This is a genomic window from Pseudomonas sp. WAC2 (genome assembly GCF_030403525.1).
Taxonomy (GTDB): domain Bacteria; phylum Pseudomonadota; class Gammaproteobacteria; order Pseudomonadales; family Pseudomonadaceae; genus Chryseomonas; species Chryseomonas luteola.
In genome coordinates, this window is the sequence record NZ_JAUEPD010000005.1 from 187,944 (window position 1) to 212,420 (window position 24,477).

Annotated in this window: 21 protein-coding genes, 1 tRNA gene and 1 pseudogene; 15 read left to right on the forward strand and 8 right to left on the reverse strand. The window is 54.7% G+C overall.

Annotated features, from left to right (window positions below):
• Nucleotides 1-96: 96 nt before the first annotated feature.
• Nucleotides 97-1,293 carry a delta-9 fatty acid desaturase DesA gene (gene desA / locus QWJ10_RS12665; protein ID WP_289926819.1) on the reverse strand — a complete coding sequence of 399 codons (1,197 nt, stop codon included), beginning with the start codon at nt 1,291-1,293 and terminating at the stop codon, nt 97-99.
• A 237-nt stretch (nt 1,294-1,530) separates the two neighbouring features.
• Here desA and oscA point away from each other — a divergent pair, with 237 nt between their 5' ends.
• From oscA to QWJ10_RS12690, 5 genes are all read left to right on the forward strand, one after another.
• Complete coding sequence (oscA, locus tag QWJ10_RS12670) at nt 1,531-1,713, forward strand: sulfur starvation response protein OscA (protein ID WP_010795676.1); 183 nt, start codon at nt 1,531-1,533, stop codon at nt 1,711-1,713.
• A gap of 79 nt (nt 1,714-1,792) precedes the next feature.
• Nucleotides 1,793-2,791 (forward strand): sulfate ABC transporter substrate-binding protein, encoded by a 999-nt coding sequence (locus QWJ10_RS12675; RefSeq protein WP_289926821.1) that lies wholly within the window; start codon nt 1,793-1,795, stop codon nt 2,789-2,791.
• 79 nt (nt 2,792-2,870) lie between these two features.
• Nucleotides 2,871-3,689, forward strand: a complete 819-nt coding sequence (gene cysT, locus QWJ10_RS12680) for a sulfate ABC transporter permease subunit CysT (RefSeq protein WP_010795678.1) — start codon at nt 2,871-2,873, stop codon at nt 3,687-3,689.
• Nucleotides 3,690-3,698: 9 nt separating this feature from the next.
• A complete protein-coding gene (gene cysW / locus QWJ10_RS12685) occupies nt 3,699-4,562 on the forward strand; it encodes a sulfate ABC transporter permease subunit CysW (protein ID WP_122041705.1) in 864 nt (287 codons plus the stop codon).
• A complete protein-coding gene (locus tag QWJ10_RS12690; protein WP_010795680.1) occupies nt 4,562-5,530 on the forward strand; it encodes a sulfate ABC transporter ATP-binding protein in 969 nt (322 codons plus the stop codon). The genes cysW and QWJ10_RS12690 overlap by 1 nt, the downstream gene beginning before the upstream one ends.
• Before the next feature lie 55 nt (nt 5,531-5,585).
• Here QWJ10_RS12690 and QWJ10_RS12695 read toward each other — a convergent pair whose 3' ends face one another.
• From QWJ10_RS12695 to gabD, 3 genes are all read right to left on the reverse strand, one after another.
• A complete protein-coding gene (locus QWJ10_RS12695) occupies nt 5,586-6,686 on the reverse strand; it encodes an SMP-30/gluconolactonase/LRE family protein (RefSeq protein WP_289926825.1) in 1,101 nt (366 codons plus the stop codon).
• Nucleotides 6,687-6,979: 293 nt separating this feature from the next.
• Nucleotides 6,980-8,260 (reverse strand): 4-aminobutyrate--2-oxoglutarate transaminase, encoded by a 1,281-nt coding sequence (gabT, locus tag QWJ10_RS12700; protein ID WP_074822208.1) that lies wholly within the window; start codon nt 8,258-8,260, stop codon nt 6,980-6,982.
• Between the two features lie 250 nt (nt 8,261-8,510).
• Complete coding sequence (gabD, locus tag QWJ10_RS12705; RefSeq protein WP_289926827.1) at nt 8,511-9,959, reverse strand: NADP-dependent succinate-semialdehyde dehydrogenase; 1,449 nt, start codon at nt 9,957-9,959, stop codon at nt 8,511-8,513.
• Between the two features lie 450 nt (nt 9,960-10,409).
• Here gabD and QWJ10_RS12710 point away from each other — a divergent pair.
• The 4 genes from QWJ10_RS12710 to QWJ10_RS12725 all read left to right on the forward strand — a co-directional run bounded on the left by QWJ10_RS12710 (nt 10,410) and on the right by QWJ10_RS12725 (nt 14,100).
• Nucleotides 10,410-10,486, forward strand: a tRNA-Arg gene (locus QWJ10_RS12710).
• A 921-nt stretch (nt 10,487-11,407) separates the two neighbouring features.
• Nucleotides 11,408-12,313 carry a sce7726 family protein gene (locus QWJ10_RS12715; protein ID WP_289926829.1) on the forward strand — a complete coding sequence of 302 codons (906 nt, stop codon included), beginning with the start codon at nt 11,408-11,410 and terminating at the stop codon, nt 12,311-12,313.
• A 1-nt stretch (nt 12,314) separates the two neighbouring features.
• Nucleotides 12,315-13,253: a sce7725 family protein gene (locus tag QWJ10_RS12720; RefSeq protein ID WP_289926830.1), complete on the forward strand. Its 939-nt coding sequence runs from the start codon at nt 12,315-12,317 to the stop codon at nt 13,251-13,253.
• A 418-nt stretch (nt 13,254-13,671) separates the two neighbouring features.
• Nucleotides 13,672-14,100: an RES family NAD+ phosphorylase gene (locus tag QWJ10_RS12725; RefSeq protein ID WP_289926831.1), complete on the forward strand. Its 429-nt coding sequence runs from the start codon at nt 13,672-13,674 to the stop codon at nt 14,098-14,100.
• Between the two features lie 181 nt (nt 14,101-14,281).
• On the opposite strand, the gene QWJ10_RS12730 is transcribed toward QWJ10_RS12725, so the two are convergent.
• On the reverse strand, nt 14,282-15,490 hold the full coding sequence (locus tag QWJ10_RS12730; RefSeq protein WP_289926832.1) for an ROK family transcriptional regulator: 1,209 nt from the start codon (nt 15,488-15,490) through the stop codon (nt 14,282-14,284).
• A 212-nt stretch (nt 15,491-15,702) separates the two neighbouring features.
• Here QWJ10_RS12730 and QWJ10_RS12735 point away from each other — a divergent pair, with 212 nt between their 5' ends.
• From QWJ10_RS12735 to QWJ10_RS12750, 4 genes are all read left to right on the forward strand, one after another.
• Nucleotides 15,703-17,094 (forward strand): APC family permease, encoded by a 1,392-nt coding sequence (locus QWJ10_RS12735; protein ID WP_125887499.1) that lies wholly within the window; start codon nt 15,703-15,705, stop codon nt 17,092-17,094.
• A 43-nt stretch (nt 17,095-17,137) separates the two neighbouring features.
• Nucleotides 17,138-18,130: an ROK family protein gene (locus QWJ10_RS12740; protein ID WP_289926835.1), complete on the forward strand. Its 993-nt coding sequence runs from the start codon at nt 17,138-17,140 to the stop codon at nt 18,128-18,130.
• 19 nt (nt 18,131-18,149) lie between these two features.
• Nucleotides 18,150-19,178 (forward strand): SIS domain-containing protein, encoded by a 1,029-nt coding sequence (locus tag QWJ10_RS12745; protein WP_289926837.1) that lies wholly within the window; start codon nt 18,150-18,152, stop codon nt 19,176-19,178.
• 180 nt (nt 19,179-19,358) lie between these two features.
• Nucleotides 19,359-19,772: a topoisomerase DNA-binding C4 zinc finger domain-containing protein gene (locus QWJ10_RS12750; RefSeq protein WP_289926839.1), complete on the forward strand. Its 414-nt coding sequence runs from the start codon at nt 19,359-19,361 to the stop codon at nt 19,770-19,772.
• On the opposite strand, the gene QWJ10_RS12755 is transcribed toward QWJ10_RS12750, so the two are convergent.
• Nucleotides 19,769-20,935, reverse strand: a complete 1,167-nt coding sequence (locus QWJ10_RS12755) for an MFS transporter (protein ID WP_289926840.1) — start codon at nt 20,933-20,935, stop codon at nt 19,769-19,771. The two genes, QWJ10_RS12750 and QWJ10_RS12755, sit on opposite strands and share 4 nt — an antisense overlap.
• A 317-nt stretch (nt 20,936-21,252) precedes the next feature.
• Between QWJ10_RS12755 and QWJ10_RS12760 the strand changes: the two genes are divergently transcribed.
• Entirely contained in the window at nt 21,253-22,335 is a 1,083-nt protein-coding gene (locus QWJ10_RS12760) for a diguanylate cyclase (RefSeq protein WP_289926841.1), read from the forward strand.
• A gap of 26 nt (nt 22,336-22,361) precedes the next feature.
• On the opposite strand, the gene QWJ10_RS12765 is transcribed toward QWJ10_RS12760, so the two are convergent.
• Nucleotides 22,362-23,387: an alpha/beta hydrolase gene (locus tag QWJ10_RS12765; protein WP_289926843.1), complete on the reverse strand. Its 1,026-nt coding sequence runs from the start codon at nt 23,385-23,387 to the stop codon at nt 22,362-22,364.
• Between the two features lie 345 nt (nt 23,388-23,732).
• On the opposite strand from QWJ10_RS12765, the pseudogene QWJ10_RS12770 reads away from it, so the two are divergent.
• Nucleotides 23,733-24,045, forward strand: a pseudogene (locus QWJ10_RS12770) (catalase); the annotation flags it as partial.
• Nucleotides 24,046-24,064: 19 nt separating this feature from the next.
• Here the strand turns inward: QWJ10_RS12770 and rbsD are convergent.
• Nucleotides 24,065-24,469: a D-ribose pyranase gene (rbsD, locus tag QWJ10_RS12775; protein WP_010795711.1), complete on the reverse strand. Its 405-nt coding sequence runs from the start codon at nt 24,467-24,469 to the stop codon at nt 24,065-24,067.
• Nucleotides 24,470-24,477: the final 8 nt, after the last annotated feature.

Sequence of the window (24,477 nt, forward strand, 5' to 3'; positions counted from 1 at the left end):
TATCAATCCAGCAGCATAAGAACATCATTCGGGTTTCCAGTTCCGCTGCCGAAAAGACAAAAGCCCGCCATTTGGCGGGCTTTTGTTCAAGTTTATTTAAGAAAGCGCTGAAGTCGTTGCTGGTCGCAGTGAGTACGTCTTCAAATGCTCTGCAAATTCCTTCAAGGATTGGATGCCACTTGTCTCCGCCTCGACAATCCACTCCTTCATGGCCGCTAGCATGTCATGTCCGTTGGCACTGGTCTTGACCCAGATATGCTGTAATGCCAAACGTTTCTCATAGATCAGTTTGAGCGACTGACTTTGCTCGAGCAGTGATTGAATTGTAGCGTGTTGGCGCTCTTTGAGCAGACTGGTTTCACGGGACAGCAACCGCTTTGCGCTGCGGATCAACGGCCGCTTGGCTGGATCGGCCGTGCGCCATTCCTGCTTGACCAGGGGAGCAATGACCTGCTTTCGGTACTGCGCCATGATCTGGAAGCGATTGTTGAGAATTGCCATGGCCGTATCCATATCGAGCAGCCCTTTCCCCTCCACGCGATGCGCGATGGGTGCCACGCGATTGACCTTTGCCAGCTTGAGCCAGGAAAAGAGCTTGATCCAGGCCCAGCCCATGTCGAACTCCCACTTCTTGACCGACAGCTTGGCCGAGTTCGGATAGGTATGGTGGTTGTTGTGCAGCTCTTCGCCACCAATGATGATGCCCCAAGGGATCAGGTTGGTAGCCGCGTCGCGGCACTCGAAATTGCGATAGCCCACCGCATGCCCCAGGCCATTGACCACACCGGCTGCCCAGAAAGGAATCCAGGCCATTTGGATAGCCCAGACGCTTAGTCCGAGCGTACCAAACAGGGCGATGTCGATAAGAAACATGAGCAGGATGCCGCCGTTGGGATACCGGCTGTATACGTTACGCTCGAGCCAGTCGTCCGGGCAGTTCTTGCCGTAAATGCGCAAGGTTTCTTCGTTCTTGGCTTCCGCTTTATAAAGTTCAGCGCCTTTGCGCACGACCGTGCTGAGCCCTTTGAAAACCGGGCTGTGAGGATCGTCTTCGGTTTCGCATTTGGCGTGGTGCTTACGATGAATGGCTGTCCATTCACGGGTGTTCATGGCCGTGGTCAACCACAACCAGAAACGGAAAAAGTGCTTGAGCGCGGGATGGAGATCCAGCGAGCGGTGAGCGGAATAACGGTGCAGGTACACCGTGACGCTTACGATGGTGATGTGCGTGAGCACCAGCGTAACCGCAATCAGTTGCCACACTGAAAGATCGAGCAAGCCGTTGTACCACATAGTGCTGGCATTACCTCAGAGGGGGTAAGAATGAATACGCTCAGTGAACAGGCGTTCGCCCATTATTACTGAGTATTTACAGATGTCCACTCATGCTTTTGCTACGAATAATGTCACCGCTCGGCTTCTTAAAACCATAAAGCATAAGAAAATCACCAAACAGTATTTTAAGAAATAAGCCATTTCCATCACTATGCGCTCACGCCGTTAATACGACATGACGATCAGGAAGACTCCATGAGCGCAACGCCCTTTCGTAGTCTGGATAACCACAACGACACCATTCTTCACGATATTCAAAACGCTCTGCAGGGCCTGCGCTTCGGCTCGGTCGAGATCACCGTGCATAACGGGCAGGTTGTGCAGATTGAACGCAAGGAAAAGTTTCGCCCGCAGCTACCTTCCAATAATAAGGCCTGAACGTCTATGCGACGTTCGTGCCATTCCAACCCCTATTGCCTTACTTAACGCTAAATAAAAAGTCATAAGGAGCCGCTCCATGTTTATCCGCCGTTTCGCTTTGGCCGCGCTGGCCAGCGTATTGATTGCAGGGCCGGCCGCAGCCGCAACGGAACTGTTGAATGTGTCTTACGATCCGACACGTGAGCTGTACCAGGAGTACAACGCGGCGTTTGCCAAGCACTGGAAAAGCGAAACGGGTGAAGCCGTGACCGTCAAAAATTCGCATGGCGGTTCAGGCAAACAGGGGCGCTCGGTGATCGATGGGCTACGGGCGGATGTAGTCACGCTGGCCCTTGCAGGCGATATTGACCAGATCAGCAGCATCGGCAAGCTGCTGCCAGATAATTGGCAGACTCGTCTTCCCGATAACAGCACGCCCTATACTTCGACCATTGTATTTCTGGTACGCAAGGGTAACCCGAAAGGTATTCATGACTGGGCCGACCTGACCAAAGAAGGTGTAGAAGTCATTACACCCAATCCGAAAACGTCTGGCGGGGCTCGGTGGAATTTTTTGGCAGCCTGGGCCTGGGCCAAGAAACAGTACGGCACTGACGAGAAGGCACAGGCTTATGTGCAAGACCTCTATAAGCATGTCCCTGTACTGGATACCGGGGCGCGCGGTTCGACCATCACGTTCGTGAACAATCAGTTGGGCGACGTGCTCATCGCCTGGGAGAACGAGGCCTTCTTGGCCAAGAAGGAACAAGGCGGCGATCAGTTCGAGATCATCGTGCCGTCGCTGTCCATTCTGGCTGAGCCGCCGGTAGCGGTGGTGGACAGGGTGGTTGATCGCAAGGGGACACGCAAAGTTGCCGAGGCCTACCTGCAGTACCTGTACAGTGAAGAGGGCCAGCGTATTGCCGCGAAGAACTTTTACCGTCCGCGTAACGAGAAGGTGGCTGCCGAGTTTGCCCAGCAGTTTCCGAAGCTTGAACTGGTAACCATCGATGACGCCTTTGGCGGCTGGAAATCGGCGCAGCCCAAATTCTTCAATGATGGCGGGGTTTTCGACCAGATCTACCAAGGCCACTGATGCCCGGATGAGCTCCACAGAATGGTCCCGGCTAACCGGGGCCTTTTGCCAGGTCTGCGGGCCTGACTAAGGACACACTATGTCGCGTCGTACTTCCCCGGTCATACCCGGCTTCGGATTGACCCTGGGCTACACCATTGTCTACCTCAGCCTGCTTGTGCTGATTCCGCTCGGGGCCATGTTTGTCCATGCCGCCCAGCTTACGTGGGACCAGTTCTGGGCCATTATTACCGCACCGCGCGTCCTGGCCGCCTTACGCCTGAGCTTTGGCACTGCGTTTGCGTCAGCTGTTATCAACAGTGTTATCGGGATACTGCTGGCCTGGGTACTGGTCCGCTACACCTTTCCCGGACGCAAGATCATCGATGCCATGATCGACCTGCCCTTTGCGTTGCCAACGGCCGTTGCCGGCATTGCCTTAACGGCGCTGTATGCTCCGGCCGGACTTATTGGCAGCCTGCTCCAACCGCTGGGCATCAAGATTGCGTTCACCCCGCTGGGTATCACCCTGGCGCTGGTGTTCGTCACGCTGCCGTTCGTAGTCCGTACCGTGCAGCCTGTGCTGGCGGACATTCCCAAGGAAATTGAAGAAGCGGCAGCCTGCCTCGGCGCCAAGCCGTTGCAGGTGTTTCGTCATGTTCTGTTACCGGCGATTCTTCCAGCGTGGCTGACCGGCTTCGCCCTGGCCTTCGCCCGCGGGGTGGGTGAGTACGGCTCGGTTATCTTCATTGCCGGCAATATGCCGATGAAGACTGAAATCCTGCCCCTGCTGATCATGGTCAAGCTCGATCAATACGACTATACCGGCGCCACGGCCATTGGCGTGATGATGCTGGTGGTGTCGTTCATCCTGCTGCTGGGCATCAACCTGCTGCAGCGCCGCATCGAGCATCCTTGAGGGAACACCATGAATACATCGAATCCATCCTCCCTCAGTGCCACTCGGCGTGGCAGCCCCTGGGGGCGTCGTATCCTGATCACAGCTACCTGGATCGTATTTACACTGTTCCTGTTGCTGCCCTTGTATATCGTCCTGTCGGAAGCCCTGAAAGAGGGGTTCGGCACGTTCTTTAGTGCCATCATCGAGCCGGATGCCTTGTCGGCTCTGAAACTGACGCTCATTGCGACCGGTATATCGCTGCCACTGAACGTAGTATTTGGCGTGGCGGCGGCCTGGTGCGTGAGCAAGTACGAGTTTCGTGGCAAGAGCATCCTGGTCACGTTGATCGATCTGCCCTTCTCCGTTTCGCCGGTCATTGCTGGCCTGGTGTATGTACTGCTCTTCGGGGCGCAGGGACTGCTGGGCCCATGGCTGCAGGATCACGATATTCAGATCATCTTTGCCGTACCTGGAATCGTGCTGGCGACCCTGTTCGTGACCTTTCCTTTCGTTGCCCGCGAACTGATCCCGTTGATGCAGGAGCAAGGCACGCAGGAAGAGGAAGCCGCGCGGCTGCTGGGCGCCAACGGCTGGCAGATGTTCTGGCATGTCACCCTGCCCAACATCAAATGGGGCCTGATCTATGGCGTGGTGCTGTGTAACGCACGTGCCATGGGTGAGTTTGGTGCGGTATCGGTCGTATCCGGCCATATCCGTGGCGTAACCAACACCCTGCCGTTGCATGTCGAGATCCTTTATAACGAATACAACCATGTGGCCGCGTTCAGCGTGGCCTCGCTGCTGCTGGCCCTGGCCCTGCTGACCCTGCTGCTCAAGCAGTGGAGCGAAAGCCGCCTCGCCAACCAGAACAGCACTCAGGAGACGCATTGATGAGCATCGAAATCCGTAATGTCAGCAAGCGCTTCGGTGCTTTCCAGGCCTTGAATGACATCAACCTTGATATCCAGAGCGGTGAACTGGTCGCCCTGCTAGGCCCTTCCGGCTGCGGCAAGACCACCCTGCTGCGGATCATTGCCGGCCTGGAAACACCGGACAACGGCAACATTGTCTTTCATGGCGAAGACGTCTCCGACCGTGACGTGCGAGATCGGAACGTAGGCTTTGTGTTCCAGCATTACGCCCTGTTCCGCCACATGACCGTATTCGACAACGTGGCGTTTGGCCTGCGCATGAAGCCCAAGCGCGAACGGCCCAGCGAGAAGGTGATTGCCGAAAAGGTCCACGAGCTTCTAAACATGGTTCAGTTGGACTGGCTGGCCGACCGCTACCCCGAGCAGCTGTCCGGCGGCCAACGTCAGCGGATCGCCCTGGCGCGTGCGCTGGCGGTAGAGCCGAAGATTCTGCTGCTTGATGAGCCGTTTGGCGCGCTGGACGCCAAGGTACGCAAAGAGCTGCGCCGCTGGCTGGCCCGTCTACATGAAGAAATCAACCTGACATCCGTCTTCGTTACCCACGACCAGGAAGAAGCCATGGAAGTGGCGGATCGTATCGTGGTCATGAACAAGGGCGTGATTCAGCAGATTGGCTCGCCGGGCGAGGTCTATGAGCAGCCCGCCAGTGACTTTGTCTACCATTTCCTGGGCGACTCGAACCGCTTGCAGGTTAATGGCTCGGAGATCATGTTCCGCCCCCACGAAGTCTCCATCAGCCGGGAGGCACTCACAGGGCATCAGCCTGCCGAAGTCCGTGATGTTCGCCCGCTGGGTGCGACCACACGGGTGACGCTACGCGTGAATGGTCAGGATGAGCTGATCGAGGCAGAGGTCATCAAGGATCACGATAGCCTCATTGGCTTGCATAAAGGCGATGCCTTGTATTTCCGCCCCACCGTCAGCTGATCCTTACTATGAAAGCAGTCAGCCGTTGCCCGGCTGGCCGCTTTTTTATCGCCTGTTATAAATAGATCGCACCGCGCGTATTCACATACAGCGAATAAAGAGAGTGGCTGCTCGCCATGAAGAGGCGGTTACCGTTCAAACCACCGAAGCATAGATTCGGGCAGCGCTCCGGCAAACGGATATGACCGATCGCCTTGCCGGCCGGGTTGAAGACCATCACGCCATCCAGCTCCTCCGGCTTGGCCTCCGGGACACCTGGGCTCCCCCAGCCACACCAGAGGTTGCCGTCTTCGTCGCACTTGATACCGTCCAGCGCCCCGTAATTTACACCTTCGATATGCTTGCGCCGCTCACCTAACGTACCGTCATCATTGACCACATAGGCCCAGACCAGACGGTTCGGCTTGGCACGCCCCTCGACCACATACAGAGTCTTTTCATCTGGCGAGAAGCACAGGCCATTGGGCCCTGCCAGATTATCGATCACCCGGGTAACTGCTCCCGTCTTGCCATCGATACGGTAAACCCCATGAGGCAGCTCGGTCTGGACCTTATGTCCTTCATAATTACTATCGGCCTGGAACGGTGGATCGGTAAACCAGATGGAGTCGTCACGCTTCACGGCAATATCGTTCGGCGAGTTGAAGCGCTTGCCTTCGAACTGATCCGCTAGAACAGTGATGCGACCGTCATATTCCATCCGCGTGATGCGGCGGCCTTCAGTGGTGGTAGTTGATCCTTCGCAGATCAACAGGCGACCCTGACGATCCCGGCACAAGCCATTGGAATAATTGGAAGAATCACGGAAAACGCTCAGGCTACCGGTAACCTCGTCCCACCGCATGATGCGGTTATTGGGAATATCACTAACCAGCAGATACCGACCGTCACCAAACCAGACCGGCCCTTCGAGCCAGCGCATGCCGGTGCCGAGCTTTTCAATGCTCGCGTTGAAAATACGGTATTTAAGAAAGCTCTCATCCAGTACCTGGACCAGCGGATCCGGGTAACGCTCACTGAGCGGTTCGAGGCTTGCGGCTTCTGCAAGACCGAAGCGGCCCAAGGTTACAGATGCAGCCGAAAGGACGAGCGATGTTTTGAGAAAGCGCCTACGGGTATCGTCAGCCGTAGCGCCATGCTGCTGTTGATCAGCCATGGGGGCATTACTCCTTGTTCTTATTATGGATAGCCTGCCGAAACGTGGCGACGGGCATGTCATCCTCCCGACAGCAACGCCCACATTGGCCGCTCGTGCTGCATACAGCACAGGAGCATTCGAAGAGGAAAGACAGACTCTAGACAAGTCATCGTATGACTTGCAAGGAAAAGGCTGCAGAACGCCTCACAAAGCGGCCTAAAGGCTCTAAATCAGTGCCTCAAATCATCAGACAACTTCTTTCCAGACAATAAAAACCGCCGCGAAAGCGGCGGTTCTTGTCATGCTGCAGATCAGGCCAGTTCGTCGAAGCACTCGCCGATAATGCTAATACCACGCTGCAGGTCTTCATCGCTGACGGTCAGCGGAACCAGGATGCGCAGTACGTTCCCGTAGGTGCCGCAGCTGAGCATGATCAGGTTCTTTTCACGGGCACGAACCACTATCTGGCTGGCCAGTGCACCGTTGGGCTTGTGGACGTCACCGTCCTCACCCAGCTCGACCGCAATCATGGCACCCAGGCCACGCACATCGACAATCGCCTTGTGCTTGGCAGCAATGGCTTTGAGGCCTGCCGTCAGCTGCTCGCCCACAGCCTTGGAGCGGTCCAGCAGCTTCTCTTCCTCAAACGCATCGATGACAGCCAATGCCGCCGCACACGCCAGCGGGTTACCGGCATAAGTACCGCCCAGGCCGCCAGCGCCCACGGAATCCATCACAGTCGCGCGGCCCGTAACGCCCGATAGCGGGAAGCCACCCGCGATAGACTTGGCAAAGGTGACCAGATCAGCATCAACGCCCATCTGCTCCATCGCGAAGAAAGTACCGGTACGGCCCGCACCCGATTGAACCTCATCGGCAATCAGCAGGATGCCATGGTCGTCGCACAGCTTGCGCAGGCGAACCATGAATTCTTTCGGCGCCGCATAGAAACCGCCTTCGCCCTGTACCGGCTCAAGAATGATCGCTGCGATATCACCCGGCTGTGCGTCGTTCTTGAACACACGCTCTACGCTCGCAATGGCATCGTCCACGGTGATGCCATGCAGCTCACAAGGGTATAGGGCACGGAATACACCGCCCGGCATCAGCCCCATGCCAGCCGAGTAAGGAGCGACCTTGCCGGTAAGCGACAGAGTCATCATGGTACGGCCGTGGTAGGCGCTGGTAAACGCGATGACACCGGCGCGTTGAGTGGCTGCACGGGCGATCTTTACCGCATTTTCAACGGCTTCAGAGCCTGAGTTGAACAGTGCAGTCTTTTTGGGGAAGTTGCCTGGCACCAGCTGGTTGAGCTTTTCGCAAAGGGCGACATAGGGCTCATACGCCAGCACCTGGAAACAGGTATGGGACACCTTTTTCAGCTGCTCCTGTACGGCCGCCACAACCTTGGGATGCAGATGGCCGGTATTCAGCACAGCGATACCGCCAGCAAAATCCAGGTATTCGTTGCCTTCGACGTCCCATACCTTGGCATTCTCGGCGCGGTCGACAAAGATCGGGTGAGTCTGCCCAACGCCACGGGGTACAGCGGCGTTACGGCGATGCATCAGGGAAGCGTTTGTATCAGTCATGGTGTCCTCTTGAGCTGCTCATCGTCAGCCAGATAGGGAGTAAAAGCGAGCACCGGTCGCAGGGCAGCATACGATGATCGACTGCCAACAACGCCAGCCACTCGCCGGAGGTAGCGCGTTATCACACTGCTCGCTCAAGGCGATGACACCCTGAGCGAGGGAACCACAAGACGGCTACCAAAACTGGTCTGGCCTTGGGCCAAACGGGGTCCGATAGCCATCAACGTCTGTTAACCAGACGCCGTGGCGATCAAACACCCAGGCAGAGGTATTTGATTTCCAGATAGTCTTCCATACCGTACTTGGAGCCTTCACGGCCCAGGCCGGACGACTTCACGCCACCGAACGGTGCCACTTCGGTAGAGATCAGGCCGGTGTTGATACCTACCATGCCAGACTCCAGCGCCTCAGCCACACGGAAGACGCGGGACAGGTCGCGGGCATAGAAGTACGCGGCCAGACCGAACTCGGTATCGTTCGCGCGGGCAATGGCTTCTTCTTCCGTCTTGAAGCGGAACAGCGGAGCCAGCGGGCCGAAGGTTTCTTCCTTCGAGACTTTGGCGTCTGCCGGTACGTTAATCATGATGGTCGGCTCAAAGTAGCTGCCGCCCAGCTGGTGAGCCTTGCCGCCTGTGATCACCTGGGCACCGTGGGACACAGCGTCCTCGATGTGCTCCTTAACCTTGGCAGCCGCCTTGTCGTCGATGAGCGGGCCAATGGCTACGCCCTCTTCCAAGCCATTACCCACTTTAAGCTTCTCGACCGCTGCCTTGAATTTCTCGGCAAACGCGTCGTACACACCATCCTGCACATAGATGCGGTTAACGCAGACGCAGGTCTGGCCGGCGTTGCGGTACTTGGAGATGAGGGCGCCCTGAACGGCGGCATCCAGATCGGCATCGTCAAATACAATGAACGGTGCGTTACCACCTAGCTCCAGAGACACCTTCTTAATGCCTGGGGAGCACTGCTCCATTAGCTTGGCTCCAATCTCGGTAGAGCCAGTGAAGGACAGCTTGCGAACAGTCGGGTTGCTGGTCAGCTCGGCGCCGATTTCGGACGCGCTGCCTGTAACCACGCTCAGTACCCCTTTTGGAATACCGGCACGCTCGGCCAGCTCGGCCATAGCCAGTGCGGTGAAGGGCGTCTGGCTGGCAGGTTTGATGACCATGGTGCAACCGGCTGCCAGAGCAGGACCGGCCTTACGGGTAATCATGGCGGCCGGGAAGTTCCAGGGCGTAATCGCCGCAGTCACGCCAATCGGCTGCTTGATAACGATAATGCGCTTGTCCGTCTGATGGCCGGGGATGGTATCGCCATAAACACGCTTGGCTTCTTCAGCAAACCACTCAATAAAGGATGCGGCATAAGTGATCTCGCCCTTGGCCTCAGCCAGTGGCTTGCCCTGCTCCAGCGTCATCAGGCGACCCAGGTCGTCCTGGTTCTCGATCATCAGCTCAAACCAGCGACGCAGCTTCTGCGAACGCTCCTTGGCCGTCAGATCACGCCAGGCCGGCAGGGCGCGCTCGGCAGCCTCGATGGCGCGCTTGGTTTCCGCGCGGCCCATCTTTGGTACTGTTCCGAGGGTTTCGCCCGTGGCCGGGTTGCCTACGTTGATCGTCTGGCCGCCGTCGGCATCCATCCAGGCTCCATCAATGTAAGCCTGCTGTCGGAACAGTGAAGCATCTTTCAATTGCATGAAGGTCTCCTCGAGAGATTTCAGTGTCGACGGGGCCACTTTATTAAACCCCGCTGACGATATTCTGAATCGGAAAGGCAACAGCGCTTTCCGTTCAACTCTTTTATCGCGAATCGATAACCATCCCTCACCCTGAATCCAAAGGGTTATGAAGAGGCAATGATTGGCGGTATACAGCGGAACACGGCCCATCGCCGGACGGGCCGATGGATGACGCAGCGAACGCCTGCCAAAGCGAAGCGGCAAGCGTTCAAAATCTCAAACGCATGCTAGGCTTCCGCTAACATAAGCGCAATATGTGTTCGATAAAAACAACGCATGCTGCTTTATAGAAGAAATAAACCGTTAGAGAAGCTACGAAGCCAACCCGCTGATTTTGCTTGGAAACGCGAACGCGCAACAGGGCATGGACGTCTCGCCCTGAGATGCGTATCATGTCGCCCTCGTAACGCATCCGTAGCTCAGCTGGATAGAGTACTGCCCTCCGAAGGCAGGGGTCGTGGGTTCGAATCCCGCCGGATGCGCCAGATACCTGTTTCCACATGCGCTGCATGTAGCGAAACACCAAAAGCCCGCCTTGTGCGGGCTTTTTTGTTTACAGCCCTTTTAGCTCCCTTTTCCCCTCCTGTTAGTTAGCCACTCCGAAAGCCGCAGCTGAGTAACAACCAAACAAGCAAATATCGCCTAGAGAAATAACGCCGAATTGCTGACAGAAATATGACTAAAAAGAAGTGCGAGCTTAAATTCAGAGGCAGCAACTGGATAATATTTCATGACTATTGAAAGCCAAACAATCATTACTTAGAAATAGCTAGAGTTGAAACATCAATCAAAAGGTAATTGCACAAAATTTAGTCAAAACTGACCTTAGAGTCACGCTCTGATTATGAAGCGCCTGCTAGCATCTTTAACAGCGTTCTCCAAACTCAGAAGAAAATAAAAGAACTCAAGCATCAACTCAGTAGGAATGCATGAGAAGCCTTAGCGCACTGATTAGTGTTCGACTAGCATTGAGCCGCCTCTAGGCGGCTCTTTTGTACCCGTAGCTTTAGCATTGTTCCCTTAGCCTGCCGGAATGCTTTACCTCCCCGCGCGCAGTTGCCCCTTACCACACCTGTAGGCTAAACAGGTCGCTTTTTCTGCATTTCTGCATCCACTTCCATATGCCCAGCTACGGGAGCTATAAGCCAGTATTTCGCTTGGAAAACCCTGCACCCTGCTCAGCTAACGAGGCGACAAATAATCGTTTTAAAGAAATGTCCCAGCGAACATAGGGTAATGGCATCTACGTAGTATCCTCAAAAAGCTTGTACTGTCTCCATTCATCTCCTATAACAGGAAACCAGAAGACTAGAAGAGGCTGCTCTGTCAAAATGGTTGATTTTTGATAGACCGTAAAGGCGACGAACTCTACGTATTGTTGCCAATGCAAACTGAGATCTGGAAACATGAGCCTTGTTAAAAAAATCCTTGATGGAGAGCAGCAGTCTGCACTTGCTAGACTCTTTTCGTCTGCAGTATTGAAAGAGTTGGCTCAAAAAGGGAAATCACCTCTATTTTCACGGCTCATTACTGAATCACTTGAAATCAAGGAATCAGATCTCTCAAACCCTATAAGCACGGTGTTTGAGAGTGCGTTTAAATTAATCAGAAAAACCGATTATCGCCACGAGTACGCCTACAAAGCTGCAATAACCAAAAAATTACTATTAGGTAGGCATTCCTTAAATACTGCATCCTTAGTAACTGAATTTCGTGTGGAAAATTGCAGGGCAGACATTGCTATATTTAACGGAACCTCTACAGCTTACGAAATAAAATCAGAGCGCGACAGCCTCAATAGACTTGAATGCCAGCTTTCATCCTATAAGAAATTTTTCTCCAAGGTATACGTAATAACTGGAGAAAACCATATACCTGAAGTTCTTAGCTGCACACCAACAGACGTAGGGGTGCTCCTACTAACCAAAAGATTTGGAATATCTACAATTAGAGAAGCCGAAGAAGATGCTTCCAGAGTTAACCCAGAAATAATATTTGACTCAATACAGTTACGCGAAGCTCAAGAGATTCTTATAAAGCTTGGAATAACTCCGCCAAACATTGCTAACACACAAATGCGCTCCGCACTTAGAAGCATTTTCTCTCAACTTGATCCAGCAGAAGCGCATGAGAAAATGGTAACAACACTACGCCACTCTCGTAACTCTCTTAAATTAATGGATTTATTAGGAAATTTGCCAGAATCGCTACAAGCCGCTGTCTTCACAACCTCTTTGAAGAACAAAGAAAAGACAACCCTTCTGGAAGCAATTAACACACCAATCAGGGAGGCCCTTAGCTGGGCAAGATAAAATGTATTATCCTTACTTCCGCGGAAAACAATTTGACCTTTTAGCCATAAAAGAGTCAGCACAACTATTTGCGAAAAATAACTTCACCCCAATAATAGAGCCAGTACGAGAATCCCTAAATGGTTTGAAACGTTCAATTGAGGCTCTAACTAATGAGGGCGCAAGCGCGGTTTTAATAGTAAACCCTTTATACGGCGATCATACAGAAAAAGCAGAAGCAATACAAAGATTTGTAATAGAAGAATTAAATGAACACCGAAACATTTCTGTTGGAATATTATTAAATAACGAAACATCTCTTGATGAAATACTGCAGCTTTGTGAAGAATACGTAGATAGGCCGATTTATTTTATCCATTGTGGTTTTGCAGAAGCTCGGAGTCTCGCAGAGGCTACTCAGGCAAGGCACCCTCGGGTTCGGCACATTTTCATTGATAATCACTCTAGCAAGCCCTACAGAAAACATTTCGCTGACTATGAAAGAATTCTTTTGCGTAACGGTTTCAAAAGACAAGCTAATCGCAAATACCCAGATACTGAATTCTTTTCAGATCTCCATGTAACATTTGAGGATGAAGGAGTAAACGGATTTGGCGACTATCTTATTGTAGGGGATGAGTACTCTGAAACTGGCGGCCCTGCTTATGCAGTAGCAATACACATCACCTTTATTGACCCTAACATGGATGATGTGATGTATATTCATCATTTCAAATCCATTCGTCAGGACACCCCAACTGATCCAGCTGGAAAGTTTTACGAAGCGCTAACTAAACTTGTTGAAGAAGTTCAAAAACCAGACTCAAAAATATTGAAAACATCAGCTATTGAAGAGTTTATTGAATTATATAACAGGCAGCACTTCCCCGGCCTTGGCTATATAAAGAAACTCTCCATGAAACACCACATTGAGTTAATGTCTGATTATCTCGGTCGATAGCTATGAGAAAGTGCTGCCCTAATTGCTTTAACGACCCACATCTGAGAGCTAATATACCTCTGATGTCAAGCACAACAGGAACCTGCTCTTTTTGCCAAAAATCCGAAACTCCGTTGATTGACCCCTTGCAGCTTAGGGAACTTTTTGAGTTTGTTTCTGGAATATATATACAGGCCGAGACTGAAGAAAGCAAAACACTTGGAGAATGGCTAACTGATGACTGGAGCATGTTTAAGTTATCAGAACAACCACATATAAAGGACTTACTTTCAGAAATATTCGGCGATGGAAACATACCAAGAGCACATTATATTCCATCAAGCAACGCATATACTGGCACTTTAAATAAATGGGGCCTCCTCCCAAAGAAAAGGCTTCGCATGGCAGGGCTAATCCGGTAGGAATCCCATATTTATATATGGCCTCAAGTATTAGAACTGCTGCATCCGAAGTACGACCACATACGGGTGAATTTATTTCGATTGCTGAGTTTAGCCTTGAGGAAGGGCTAAAGCTCGTAGATTTAAGAAATCCTAGAAATCTAATAACGCCTTTTTATTGTCAAGACGAATCCGAGATCGCAGCGTTACGAAGTGACATAGGCTTTCTTGAACGGCTAGGAGAAGAGTTAACGCGTCCAGTCCTACCAAGATCTGCTGCTATTGACTATATACCAAGTCAATATCTATGTGAATTAATAAAAAATAATGGATATGACGGAGTTATTTATCAAAGCTCTATTGGTGATGAGATCAACATTGCTTTGTTCTATCCGAATAAATCAACCGCTCTTAGAGTCATTCCGCACAAGGTTAGAGAGGTCACAGTGGATATTATAAAATGTTGATACTGTGATCCTTTACGATTTTTATCCCTCCATATACCCTAAAAATTTTTTAGAAAACTACATTAAAAACAGCAACTTAAATATTAAGTTAGAATCCCGCAGATGCGCCAGATACCGTTTCCACATGCGCTGCATGTAGCGAAACACAAAAAAACCCGCCTTGTGCGGGCTTTTTTGTTTCTTATCCCCTTTCGGCCTTGAGCAGCGTTTCGTAATGTGGGCTGATTTCGGTCAGGATCACCAAGGCGGCGGCGCCGAGGGCGACGGTGTCCGGGCCCGCAGCACCGAGTTGGATGCGGGGGTATTCACGGTCCGGGCGGCGACTGACCGAGACGGGTAGCGGCGCTAGCCGGTTTACCAGTTGCTTGAGAATCGGCTCAGGTAGAAAGCCGCTGATGAGGATGGTTTGCGGGTCCAAGAGGGATTCGAGGATGTTGATGGCTTGGCGCAGGGCAGGTACGGCCTCATTCAGCCAGGCGTCGACGCCTTGCCTGAAGGCGACGGTGTTGCAGTCCCAAGTGGCAATATCCTGATCGGCGGTTTGTCCCAGGTGTTCAAGCAGCGAGGCGATGGACACATACCGTTCCAGACAACCCGTGTTTCCGCAGTAGCAGACCTTGCCGTCAGGAATAACGGACATGTGGCCAATCTCCCCGGCGTTATGCCAGTGCCCGGGATACAGGCGGTTCTCCAGATACAGCCCTGCCCCCAGGCCGCTGCCAATGAACAAATGCACAAAGTTTTGCAGATCGCTGGCAACGCCATGCAGCCGCTCGCCCATGGTAGCGGCGGTTGCGTCATTTTCGATAAGCACGGGCAATTCCAGCGCCTCTTCAAGGCGCGAGGGAATGGCAGCGTCATCCCAGCCGGATAGGGCCGTTGGGCCAACAGCAGTGATGCCTTCCACGTCGAACGGCCCTGGCAAGGCTATACCGACACCGATGAAGCGCTGGGTAGCAAACTGCGCCCGAAAGCGGGCAACGGTTTCAGTGAGCAGGGGCAGTGCTTCGTCAAAGGTGGGGTAATCGACCGGCAGGCTGGCCTGCGCCTGACACTCTCCGAGTAGATCAAGCAGCACGGCAATGATGCGATGCTGCTCGACATGAAAGCCGATGGCATAGCCGCCCTGAGGGTTGATCGACAGGGGAACCGGGGGCTGGCCCCGGCCAACCTTTTCCGGCGCATGGGCGAGCAGCACGCCCTCCTCCTGCAGCTCTGTCACGATGTTCGAGACGGTTTGAGCGGTAAGGGAGGTCAGCCTTGTCAGGTCGGCACGGGTCAGCCGTCCACCCAGGCGGATGGCTTCCAGAATGACCCGACGATTATGCAGGCGGGCGTGTTCGGCATTGGTGCCGGTGGTCACGATGCGTTTGGTAGATGCCTTTCTCATGTCTACATCATCAGGAGCATGCATTAATTAAATCAAGTTGAATTAATACAAAGCCTATGGTCTCCTAAGGGCGGCTCGCTGTTTGGCATGTACTCACCTGACCAAAGCGATCCCTTCACTACAACAACAATGCCGAATCGGTAGAGCCGATCGATGGCACGAAGAATTTTTCATCTGCCCATCCTTTACCTTTCGAGCGAAGAGATCGTCCTATGCCGTCATCACCCGTAACCGGCCAGCCTTCCTCCGGCCTCAAGAAAAAACTTGGTCTGTTTCCCGCCACTACGCTCAACATGAGCCAGATGTGTGGTGTGGGGCCTTTCATTACCATTCCAACGATGATTGTCATCATGGGCGGCCCGCAGGCTTATCTTGGCTGGATACTGGGCGCCCTGCTGGCCCTATGCGATGGTCTGGTATGGGCGGAGCTGGGTGCGGCATTGCCAGGTGCCGGGGGTACCTATGTGTACCTGCGCGAGGCCTTTGGCAAACGCACGGGAAAGCTGATGCCCTTTCTGTTCATCTGGACGGCAATGCTGTTCATTCCGCTGATCATGTCCACGGGAATCATCGGGTTCGTTCAGTACCTCACCTGGTTCTGGCCGGACATGAGCCAGACGGCAGGCAATGTGATTGGCCTGGGTCTTATCTGGCTGATCATCGGGCTGTTGTGGCGCAAAATCGAGTCGGTCGCCAAGCTGGGCATCGTGCTGTGGGTGATCATGTTGATCAGCATTGGCAGTCTCATTACTGCAGCCCTCTCCCACTTTCACCCTGAGCTGGCCTTCAGCTTTCCCGAGGGGGCGTTTGATCTTTCCGACAGTGGCTTCTGGCTTGGCATGGCTGGTGGGCTGACAATCGGCATTTATGACTACCTGGGCTACAACACCTCGGCCTACCTTGCTGGTGAGGTTGACCAGCCGGGCCGCGTGATTCCCAGGTCCATCATCTTTTCGATTCTCGGCATTCTCGCCATTTACCTGTTGATGCAGGTAGGCGTGTTGGGCGTCGTGGATTGGCATCGCATGCTTGATCCCAATTCGGCGGCTTACAAATCCGTGGCCTCGGTGGTACTGAGCGAAACATGGGGTGCTACAGCGGCCAATGTCGTGACGGTTCTGATTCTGATCACTGCGTTGGCTTCGGTGTTCGCAGGGCTTCTGGGAGGCTCGCGGGTGCCGTATGAAGCTGCGAGGGACAAGGTGTTCTTCCAGGCGTTTGCCAAGGTGCATGCCCGCCATGAGTTCCCGACGTATGGGCTGCTGAGCATGGGTGTGCTGACGTCGATCGGCTTCATGATCGGCCGGTTGAGCGACCTGACCACGCTGATCCAGCTTCTGACAACCGTCATGATTCTGGTGCAGTCTGTTGCCCAGATCATTGCACTGTTCGTGCTGCGCAAGAACCAACCGCACCTGAAACGGCCTTATGCGATGTGGCTTTACCCGGTGCCAGCCGTTATTGCGCTGGTGGGCTGGGTCTATATCTACATGGCCTCCAACCATAACGCACCCGGTGCCTACCCGATCCAGTGGTCATTGGTCTGGCTGCTGGTGGGTGGCGGCGCCTATCTCCTGTGGGCGCGTACACACCGGCTCTCCTGACTGTAGCGCCATGACACAAGCACTTGAAAGAGAGAGTCTTACGATGCCTGATCAGGGCGTACTGCTGGCCATCGATGTTGGCGGTACTAAAACCCACATTGCCTGCTATGACCCCGCCAGCGAGCAGCTGGCGACTCGGGTCCTGCCGACCCATGCCGAGTGCCTGCTTGGCGAGCCGGCCCTGATGCGCCTGCTTGAGGCCGCACGGGAATGTGCACAGCAACTCGGCGCAACGACCATTCGCAGCGTGGCGGGCGTATTCCCAGGCGTTGTACGTGCTCATACCTTGCTGATGGCGCCCAATACACCCGGCTTTGAAGGGCTTGATCTGCACGGTTTGATTGCTCAAGGGTTGGGTACGCCTGCGGTCATGCTGGACAACGACGTCAAGGCCGGTGCACTGGCCGAGGCACGCTGGGGCAGCCTGCAAGGTATCGATCATGCGCTCTACCTGAATCTGGGCACGGGGCTCTCTGCCGCAGCCATTGCCAATGGGCAGCTGATCCGTGGGCATAACGGCGCCGCCATGGAAATTGGCTATATGTTGTCGCCGTTTCTAGACCCTGAGCGCGTATCGGACTGGTACAGCCACGAGCAAGGCGGCGCCCCGCTGGAGGAGCTGTTTTCCGGAACGGCCCTGAATCAGCTGGCCGTTGATCTGCTCGGGCCGGGCCACCAGGCGCTCGACCTATTCACCAGCCAAGAGCCTCGCGCTCAGCAGGCGCTGCACGTGCGGATTGCTGCCTGTACCGCTCAGGTGGCCAATCTGGCGATCGCCCTGGATGTTGGCCGCATTGCCATTGGTGGGGGGCTTTATCGGCAAGCGGCAATGCTGGCCCCGCTCATCAAGCACATGATTAACCGTACTGTTCCCTTTGCGCCTGAGATCGTCACGGCGCATTTCACGCACGACGCGCCTTTATGGGGCGCGCTGAGTATGGCCATGGATGCCGCCGGGCTTGCTTTTATCCCCGAGCAGATTCTGAGCCAAACCGAGCTTCTTTCCACACCGGACGCTACAGCGTCCGAAGGTTGACGTCCCGAAGGTAACTGCAATGTCCCTGATGTTGAATGAAACCCAGTCCATTCCTGCCGTCCTGCAACGCATGCTGGACGACGACAGTGCTGTTATGGCACTGGCAGACCGTCTGGCGCGTAATCTGCCTGACCTCATGATGACCGTGGCGCGGGGCAGCTCGGATCACGCGGCTGCCTATTTTGCTCATCTGATGATGTGCCGGATCGGCATTCCCAGCCTTTCCATGCCGCTTTCGCTGGTCAGCCTCAATCAGCCGCCCCTGCGCTTCAACAATGCCTGGGTGGCGGCGCTTTCCCAGTCCGGCAAGAGTCCGGACCTGATTGCCAGCGTTCGTTATTTGAAATCCCGCGGCGCTCGGGCGACTGCCCTGGTAAATACGCCCGATTCGCCTCTGGCGGCAATTGCTGATGGTGAGGTCTTGCTGCCTGCCGGACTTGAGCAAAGTGTGGCTGCCACCAAGAGCTATGTTGCCATGCTTATGGCAGCCGCCCAGACGGTAGGTTATCTGGAGCGCAACCTGGGTATAAAGTCGGACCTGCTACAAGCGCTCCAGACATTGCCTCGGCAGATGGAGCGTGCCGTGGAGGCAGACTGGTCCAAGGCCATCGAGGTGCTGACACCGGCCGACAAGATGCTGGTCATCGGCAGAGGCCCGGCCCTCCCGATTGCCATGGAAGCAGCTCTGAAGCTTAAGGAAACCTGCGGCATACAGGCCGAAGCCTTTTCCAGTGCAGAGGTTAAACACGGCCCGATGGAGATCATCACCGAAGGGTATCCGGTTCTGATCTTTGCACCTGCCGGCCCTGAGCAGGCCGGCACGCTAGCGTTCGCCCAAGAGATGCGTGCGCGTGGGGCCAAGGTATTGGTGGCTGCAACCGAGAACAATGACGGCGTCGATTTACCCAGCGTCCGGACCGACCATGCCATGCTGGAGCCTTTCACTCTGATCCAGAGCTTTTATGTTCTTGCCGAGGCATTGGCCAAGGCGCGCGGTTGCAACCCTGATCAGCCGCGTTACCTGAAAAAGGTAACCGAGACGCATTGATGAGCGCCTGCATGCTCTCGCCATGAATGCCACCTCTCCCATTCATTGATGACAAAACAAAGCCCCGACACTCCGCTGGTCGGGGCTTTTTGTCTCCGGCTTAAGCTTGAATGTCCTTTGCCGATAGCCCTCGCATATCAGGCGCACTGTGCGCCGCGCATCAGCCAAATGGATAGAGTCATGGGACGCATGCCGCTTACGCGAAAGGCATTCACTGGATCAGTGCTTTCTCTTATACCCTGCCTGACATGGGCCGAGGATGCGGCGGCTGGGGCACTTTCCGTCAGCGATGCCGCGATCATGCTGGGTATTGTTGGCGTACTGGTAGCCTGGAGCGTCTATGAAGGGTTGCGCAGCAGTCGAGTAACTCAAAAACCTGCGCCGCACCATTCGATCATTGCTGCCAATGCACCTTTGGTTACACCCTGGCAGGCCAACGCGGAGAATTGCCCGTTCTGCTCGGCGCCCATGAGCCTGCGCACGGCCAAGGCTGGCAAGAGCTTTTATGGTTGCAGCCGCGCCCCTGTCTGCCGGGGAACAAAGCTCATCAGCCACTCTGCGAGAACGCATGGCTCTCGTCTATCGAATCTCTAATCATGTTGCTCCAGTCTGAGCGCGCGTCCATCCCTTGCCTTCAGGGCACACAGTACGAATAAGCCAGCCGCTGCGGCCAATACCAGCGGCAGACCATTTGGCCCTGCGGACATGGCTGCGCCACTCAGGATGGGACCAGCAAGACTTCCCACGCCCCACAGAAACCCTGCACTGGCATTGGCGGTAATCAGGTCCTGCCCTTGAAAACGCTGCCCGATAAGGGTAATAGCCAGGGTATAGACGCCACCGGCTACCGCACCCAGTATGACCAGCACAGGCCAAAGCAACGCTTGCATCTGGATCAACCAGGGCAGCGCAAGACCAATCACCAAGGCAATCAGGCCACAGCCGAGGTAAAGGTGGTTGCGGTTGAAGCGATCGGACAGGCAACCCAGCGGGTATTGCAGGCAGGTGTCACCCAGCAGAATGACGGTCGCCATCAGTGCGGCCAGTGCAACCTCGTAACCGTGGCTCAAGGCAAACACGGGAAACATGGACAGCACGACGCTATCAAAAAAAGAGAAGAACACGACGCCTGCGCAGATCACAGGGGCGACCTTCAGAAAGCCCAACACGGTAAAGGTCTTTTCCTCGACGATAGCCTTACTGGCGATGGGGTTGGGCAGAAACCGCGCGGTAGCCAGCAAACACACAGCAAAGATCGCCAGAACGATGCCTGTGACCCAGGCACTGCTGGGTCCCAAGGCGGAAACCATGGCAGGCCCAAGTAGCTGAAAACCGGTGAAGAATGTGGCGTACAGGGAGACAACACGACCACGGTTGGATTCATCGGCAATCTCGTTGACCCAGGCCTCCCCCAGAATGACGATCAGCCCTGCCCCTACCCCCATCAGAAAGCGGAATAACCCTAGCGGGATGAGTTCGGTTCTGAAGACTTCCAGCATGGCGATGCTGATCATGGAGAGGAAAAAGCACAGCAGGTAGATGTGCTTGCGGCCAAGCCGTGCGGTGAGCCATTCGACGATAAAGGCCGTCACGAGCATACCGGCGGCCGGCAAGGCCGAAAGGATGCCAATGGTCAGGTTGGGGATATCCGCTTCGTGCAGGCGTAGCGCCACGACGGGAATGGTGGCGCCGATACTGAGGCCGACGACAGAAATGCCGACAATCAGCACGGCAAGAATCAGTTTGTTGGGCAGCACACATCAACTCCACGCAAGCCATTCGGGTTGTGTCTCGATACTCATCAGGTAATGGGTGTCCGGCGTTATGGGGTGCCGGTTCAATAGGCTTATTCATATTCAGGGATAAGCGTGTCTTATTAGCTAGCTTACTGTAAGCAACATACCCTTACTAACCGGCGGTTCCTGTACCTCCTCACGATTGCCGTGCCGCTGATCAAGCGGCTTATTTTCAAGCTGTTCTCACTCAAGACTTACTAGGTCCAGCCGATGTTCTGTAACAACTTTCACGGGCTGAAACGTGCAGCGCCATGCATGTATAAGTCGGGTCGGACTTAATGAGTAATGATCTTTCGGCGTCTGATCGCGCCCAGATTTTGGAAACAGCAACGGATCGTTTCTGGAGCAGGGGTGTACTTGGCATCAAGGCGGTGCTGGGTATTCACATCATTTTTCTGGTGACGTTCATTGCACTGGATGTAAAAGCCCTCTGGCTGACCAACATTGGCAGCGTGGCCATTCATTTCTATTGCCTTCAATTACTCAAGGCCAAGCGCTATCGGCTGACAAGCACGCTGCTCATATCAGAAATCGTCGTGCATGCCGTAGTCGCAACCGTGTTCATAGGATGGCACACCGGGTTTTACTACTACCTGCTCTGCATCGTTCCGATTGCCTTGTTCAATTACACCGTTGCCCCCTTCTGGCGCTGGGTAACCTGCATACTGATTTGTACTTGCCTACTGATAGGCAAGGTTATGGATCTTTTTTTCGCCGTTGAACCCCTGCTCATGTTGAGCCCCAGGGTTACTGAGCTGTTCAGCCTGTTCAACCTGAGCTCAGCCATCGTGATGCTGGTATACGTCTCAGCCCTGACGGCTTCCAGCTCGATTGCCATGCAGGCAGACCTGTTTACCCTGGCCAACAAGGACAGCCTGACCAATCTATATACCCGCGGACGTCTGCACAGCGAGGCGCAGCGGCTGTACCGCAGCCCTCAAACGTTCAAGCCGATCTCATTAATCATGCTGGATGTAGATCACTTTAAGAATATCAACGATACCTTTGGCCACGACGTGGGCGACACGGTCTTGCAGCGGGTGTCATCGGTCATTGCCGCGTCGGTGAGAGGCACGGACGTGGCCTCACGCTGGGGTGGTGAAGAATTTTTAATCCTGATGCGTAATACCGATCTGAAAAATGCCGACAAGATTGCCGAGCGGATCTTGACCGAAATTCGCGCGATCCGCGTCGAGGTGGAGGGCGCTAGCATTATGGTCACAGCAACGCTGGCTACGTGCGTGATCGGCGAGCATGAGTGCTTGAAGGATGCGATCAAGCGCACCGACAAGGCGCTTTACCAGGGTAAACAGCAAGGCCGCAACCGAATCATGCGAGCCACTCAAGCTGTAGCAGCCTGAGCGGCATCAACGGGTGCCCTACCCTGTCAACGGGCTTCTAGCGGAAAGCGCAGCAGCAACCAGTGCAGGAAGACGCGGTTGACCTCATCGGGCCGCTCCTGCTGGGTCCAGTGACCGGAAGATTGGATGGCGCCTCGCTGAAGGTCATGCACGTACGTTTCCATGCCTTCCGACATGGAAGGCGGCAGGAAGGCATCCTGATCTGCCGTGACCATGAGCGAAGGCACGTTTATCTCCGTCGGCAGATTGGCCGAACGCTCCCAGTTACGTGTGATGTTGCGATACCAGTTGATGCCACCGGTAAAACCGGTCCGGCTGAAGGTTTCAACAAAGACGCTGAACTCCTCCTCGGTCAGAAAGGTTTCCCGGGTATCCTGTTCGGGCTGATAGGCCTCCAGCCAGCGCACCAGTGCAAAGGCTGAGCCCTGCTCGGATGCCTTGGCCTTTGCAATACCCGCCCCGTCGACCTCGTCTCCTCCAGGCTTTTTCATCAGGAAACTGAACACTTTACGGGCATCTCGGTTGAAAACGCTGTCTGCCTCGCCGGGCTTCTGGAAGTGCACCTGATACATCTCGTCTCCCATGCGCTTGCGCATCGCCTCGATCGGTTCGACGGGCGGACGTGGCAAATACGGCGTGTTAAGGCCGATCACACCGGCGGTACGGTCAGGATGCAAAAGCGGCATCTGCCAGACCAGCAGACCGCCCCAGTCATGACCACAAAAAATGGCTTTTCCTACCCCCAGATGGTCCAGCAGACCGACCAGATCACCGGTCAGGTGCTCCATGTCGTAGGCCTCAACAGCCTGGGGCCGCTCGGTCAGTCCATAGCCGCGCTGATCGGGCGCGATGACCCAATACCCCGCTTCACTCAGCGCCTTGATCTGATGACGCCAGGAAAAGGCCAGCTCGGGAAAACCGTGGCAGAGCACAATGGGAATGGCTGGTTTGGAGCCGGTCATTCGAGGGCCGGCCTCGTAATAGGCCATCTGGATACCGTTGACCTGGGCTGTACGAGCCGGCGGCATCATGGGAAGTGCTGGGGCAGACATGGAGTTCTCCTCTAATAGAACGTTCTCTAACGGACTGCGGCCAGCGGGAAGGGTTTTGCTTCATAGCATTTTGTTGCGCTTAAGCGGAATGTGCAGCGAAAAAGATTCGATTCGCTCCAAACGAGACGGCAGGACGGGGATTTTTATACAAAATGCCATCTACCTGTCATTCATCAGCGCCTTTTGTGAACAGTCGACAACAGGACCTGTCCAGAGTCAGGCAGGCTTGTGGCCAGTGCGCACGCCATAACAACGATGCCATATAACGCACCCTGATGAGCTGAGGACTTACCATGGTGACCCCTTCCGATTCGCCCCTGCCGCTCGATTCATCTGGGTGGCGTATGGGAGGTGCGGGTTCAGCTGGTTACCGATGCAGAGAGGGAGCATCAGCACAGTGGCCAAAGGAGAAAAACCCTCCTATATCACCGTAGCCCGGATCGAAGTCGATCCGCAGCCCGCCTGGACCGAGGCCCGCGCCAGGGAAGTAGACGACAGCATGGCGTTCTCACCCTGGCATGGCCTGGCAGCACACCGCCCCATTGGTGGTGTGATGCGTTCACGCAAGCCGGTCTACGAGATGTCATCCGGGTTCAGGGGACAGTTCAATGGCTGCCTCATCCATGAGCCACGCTCACTGGATAGACTGCCTCAGTGAGCGTGCCCTGCCGGTGTCATCAGAAGGTGACGCCAGCAATCAATGCAATATTGGTATAGGGCTGGCATTCGCCGGTGCGGACCTGAACGCGCGCCTTTTTACATAGCGCCTTGAGATCCTCATGACTTACCAGCTGGCGCTTGCCTAACTCGCCCGCGGCGCTTAACCGCTGAATTTCAGCCAATGCAGGCGGATGCTGGACAACGGTCTCCTCGGCGAGGACATGGGCCTCGACCTGCATTTCACTCACGATGACGCGCAGCGTAGTAGCGAAGTCAGGCACGCCGTGAGTCACGGCGAGATCGATACACTCCACGCCGGGAGGTACGGGCATACCGGCATCACCGATCACGATCACATCACCATGACCAAGGCTGGCAATCACGCGGGATAGCGCACTGTTAAGCAAAGGAGTCTTTTTCATGGGCGCTC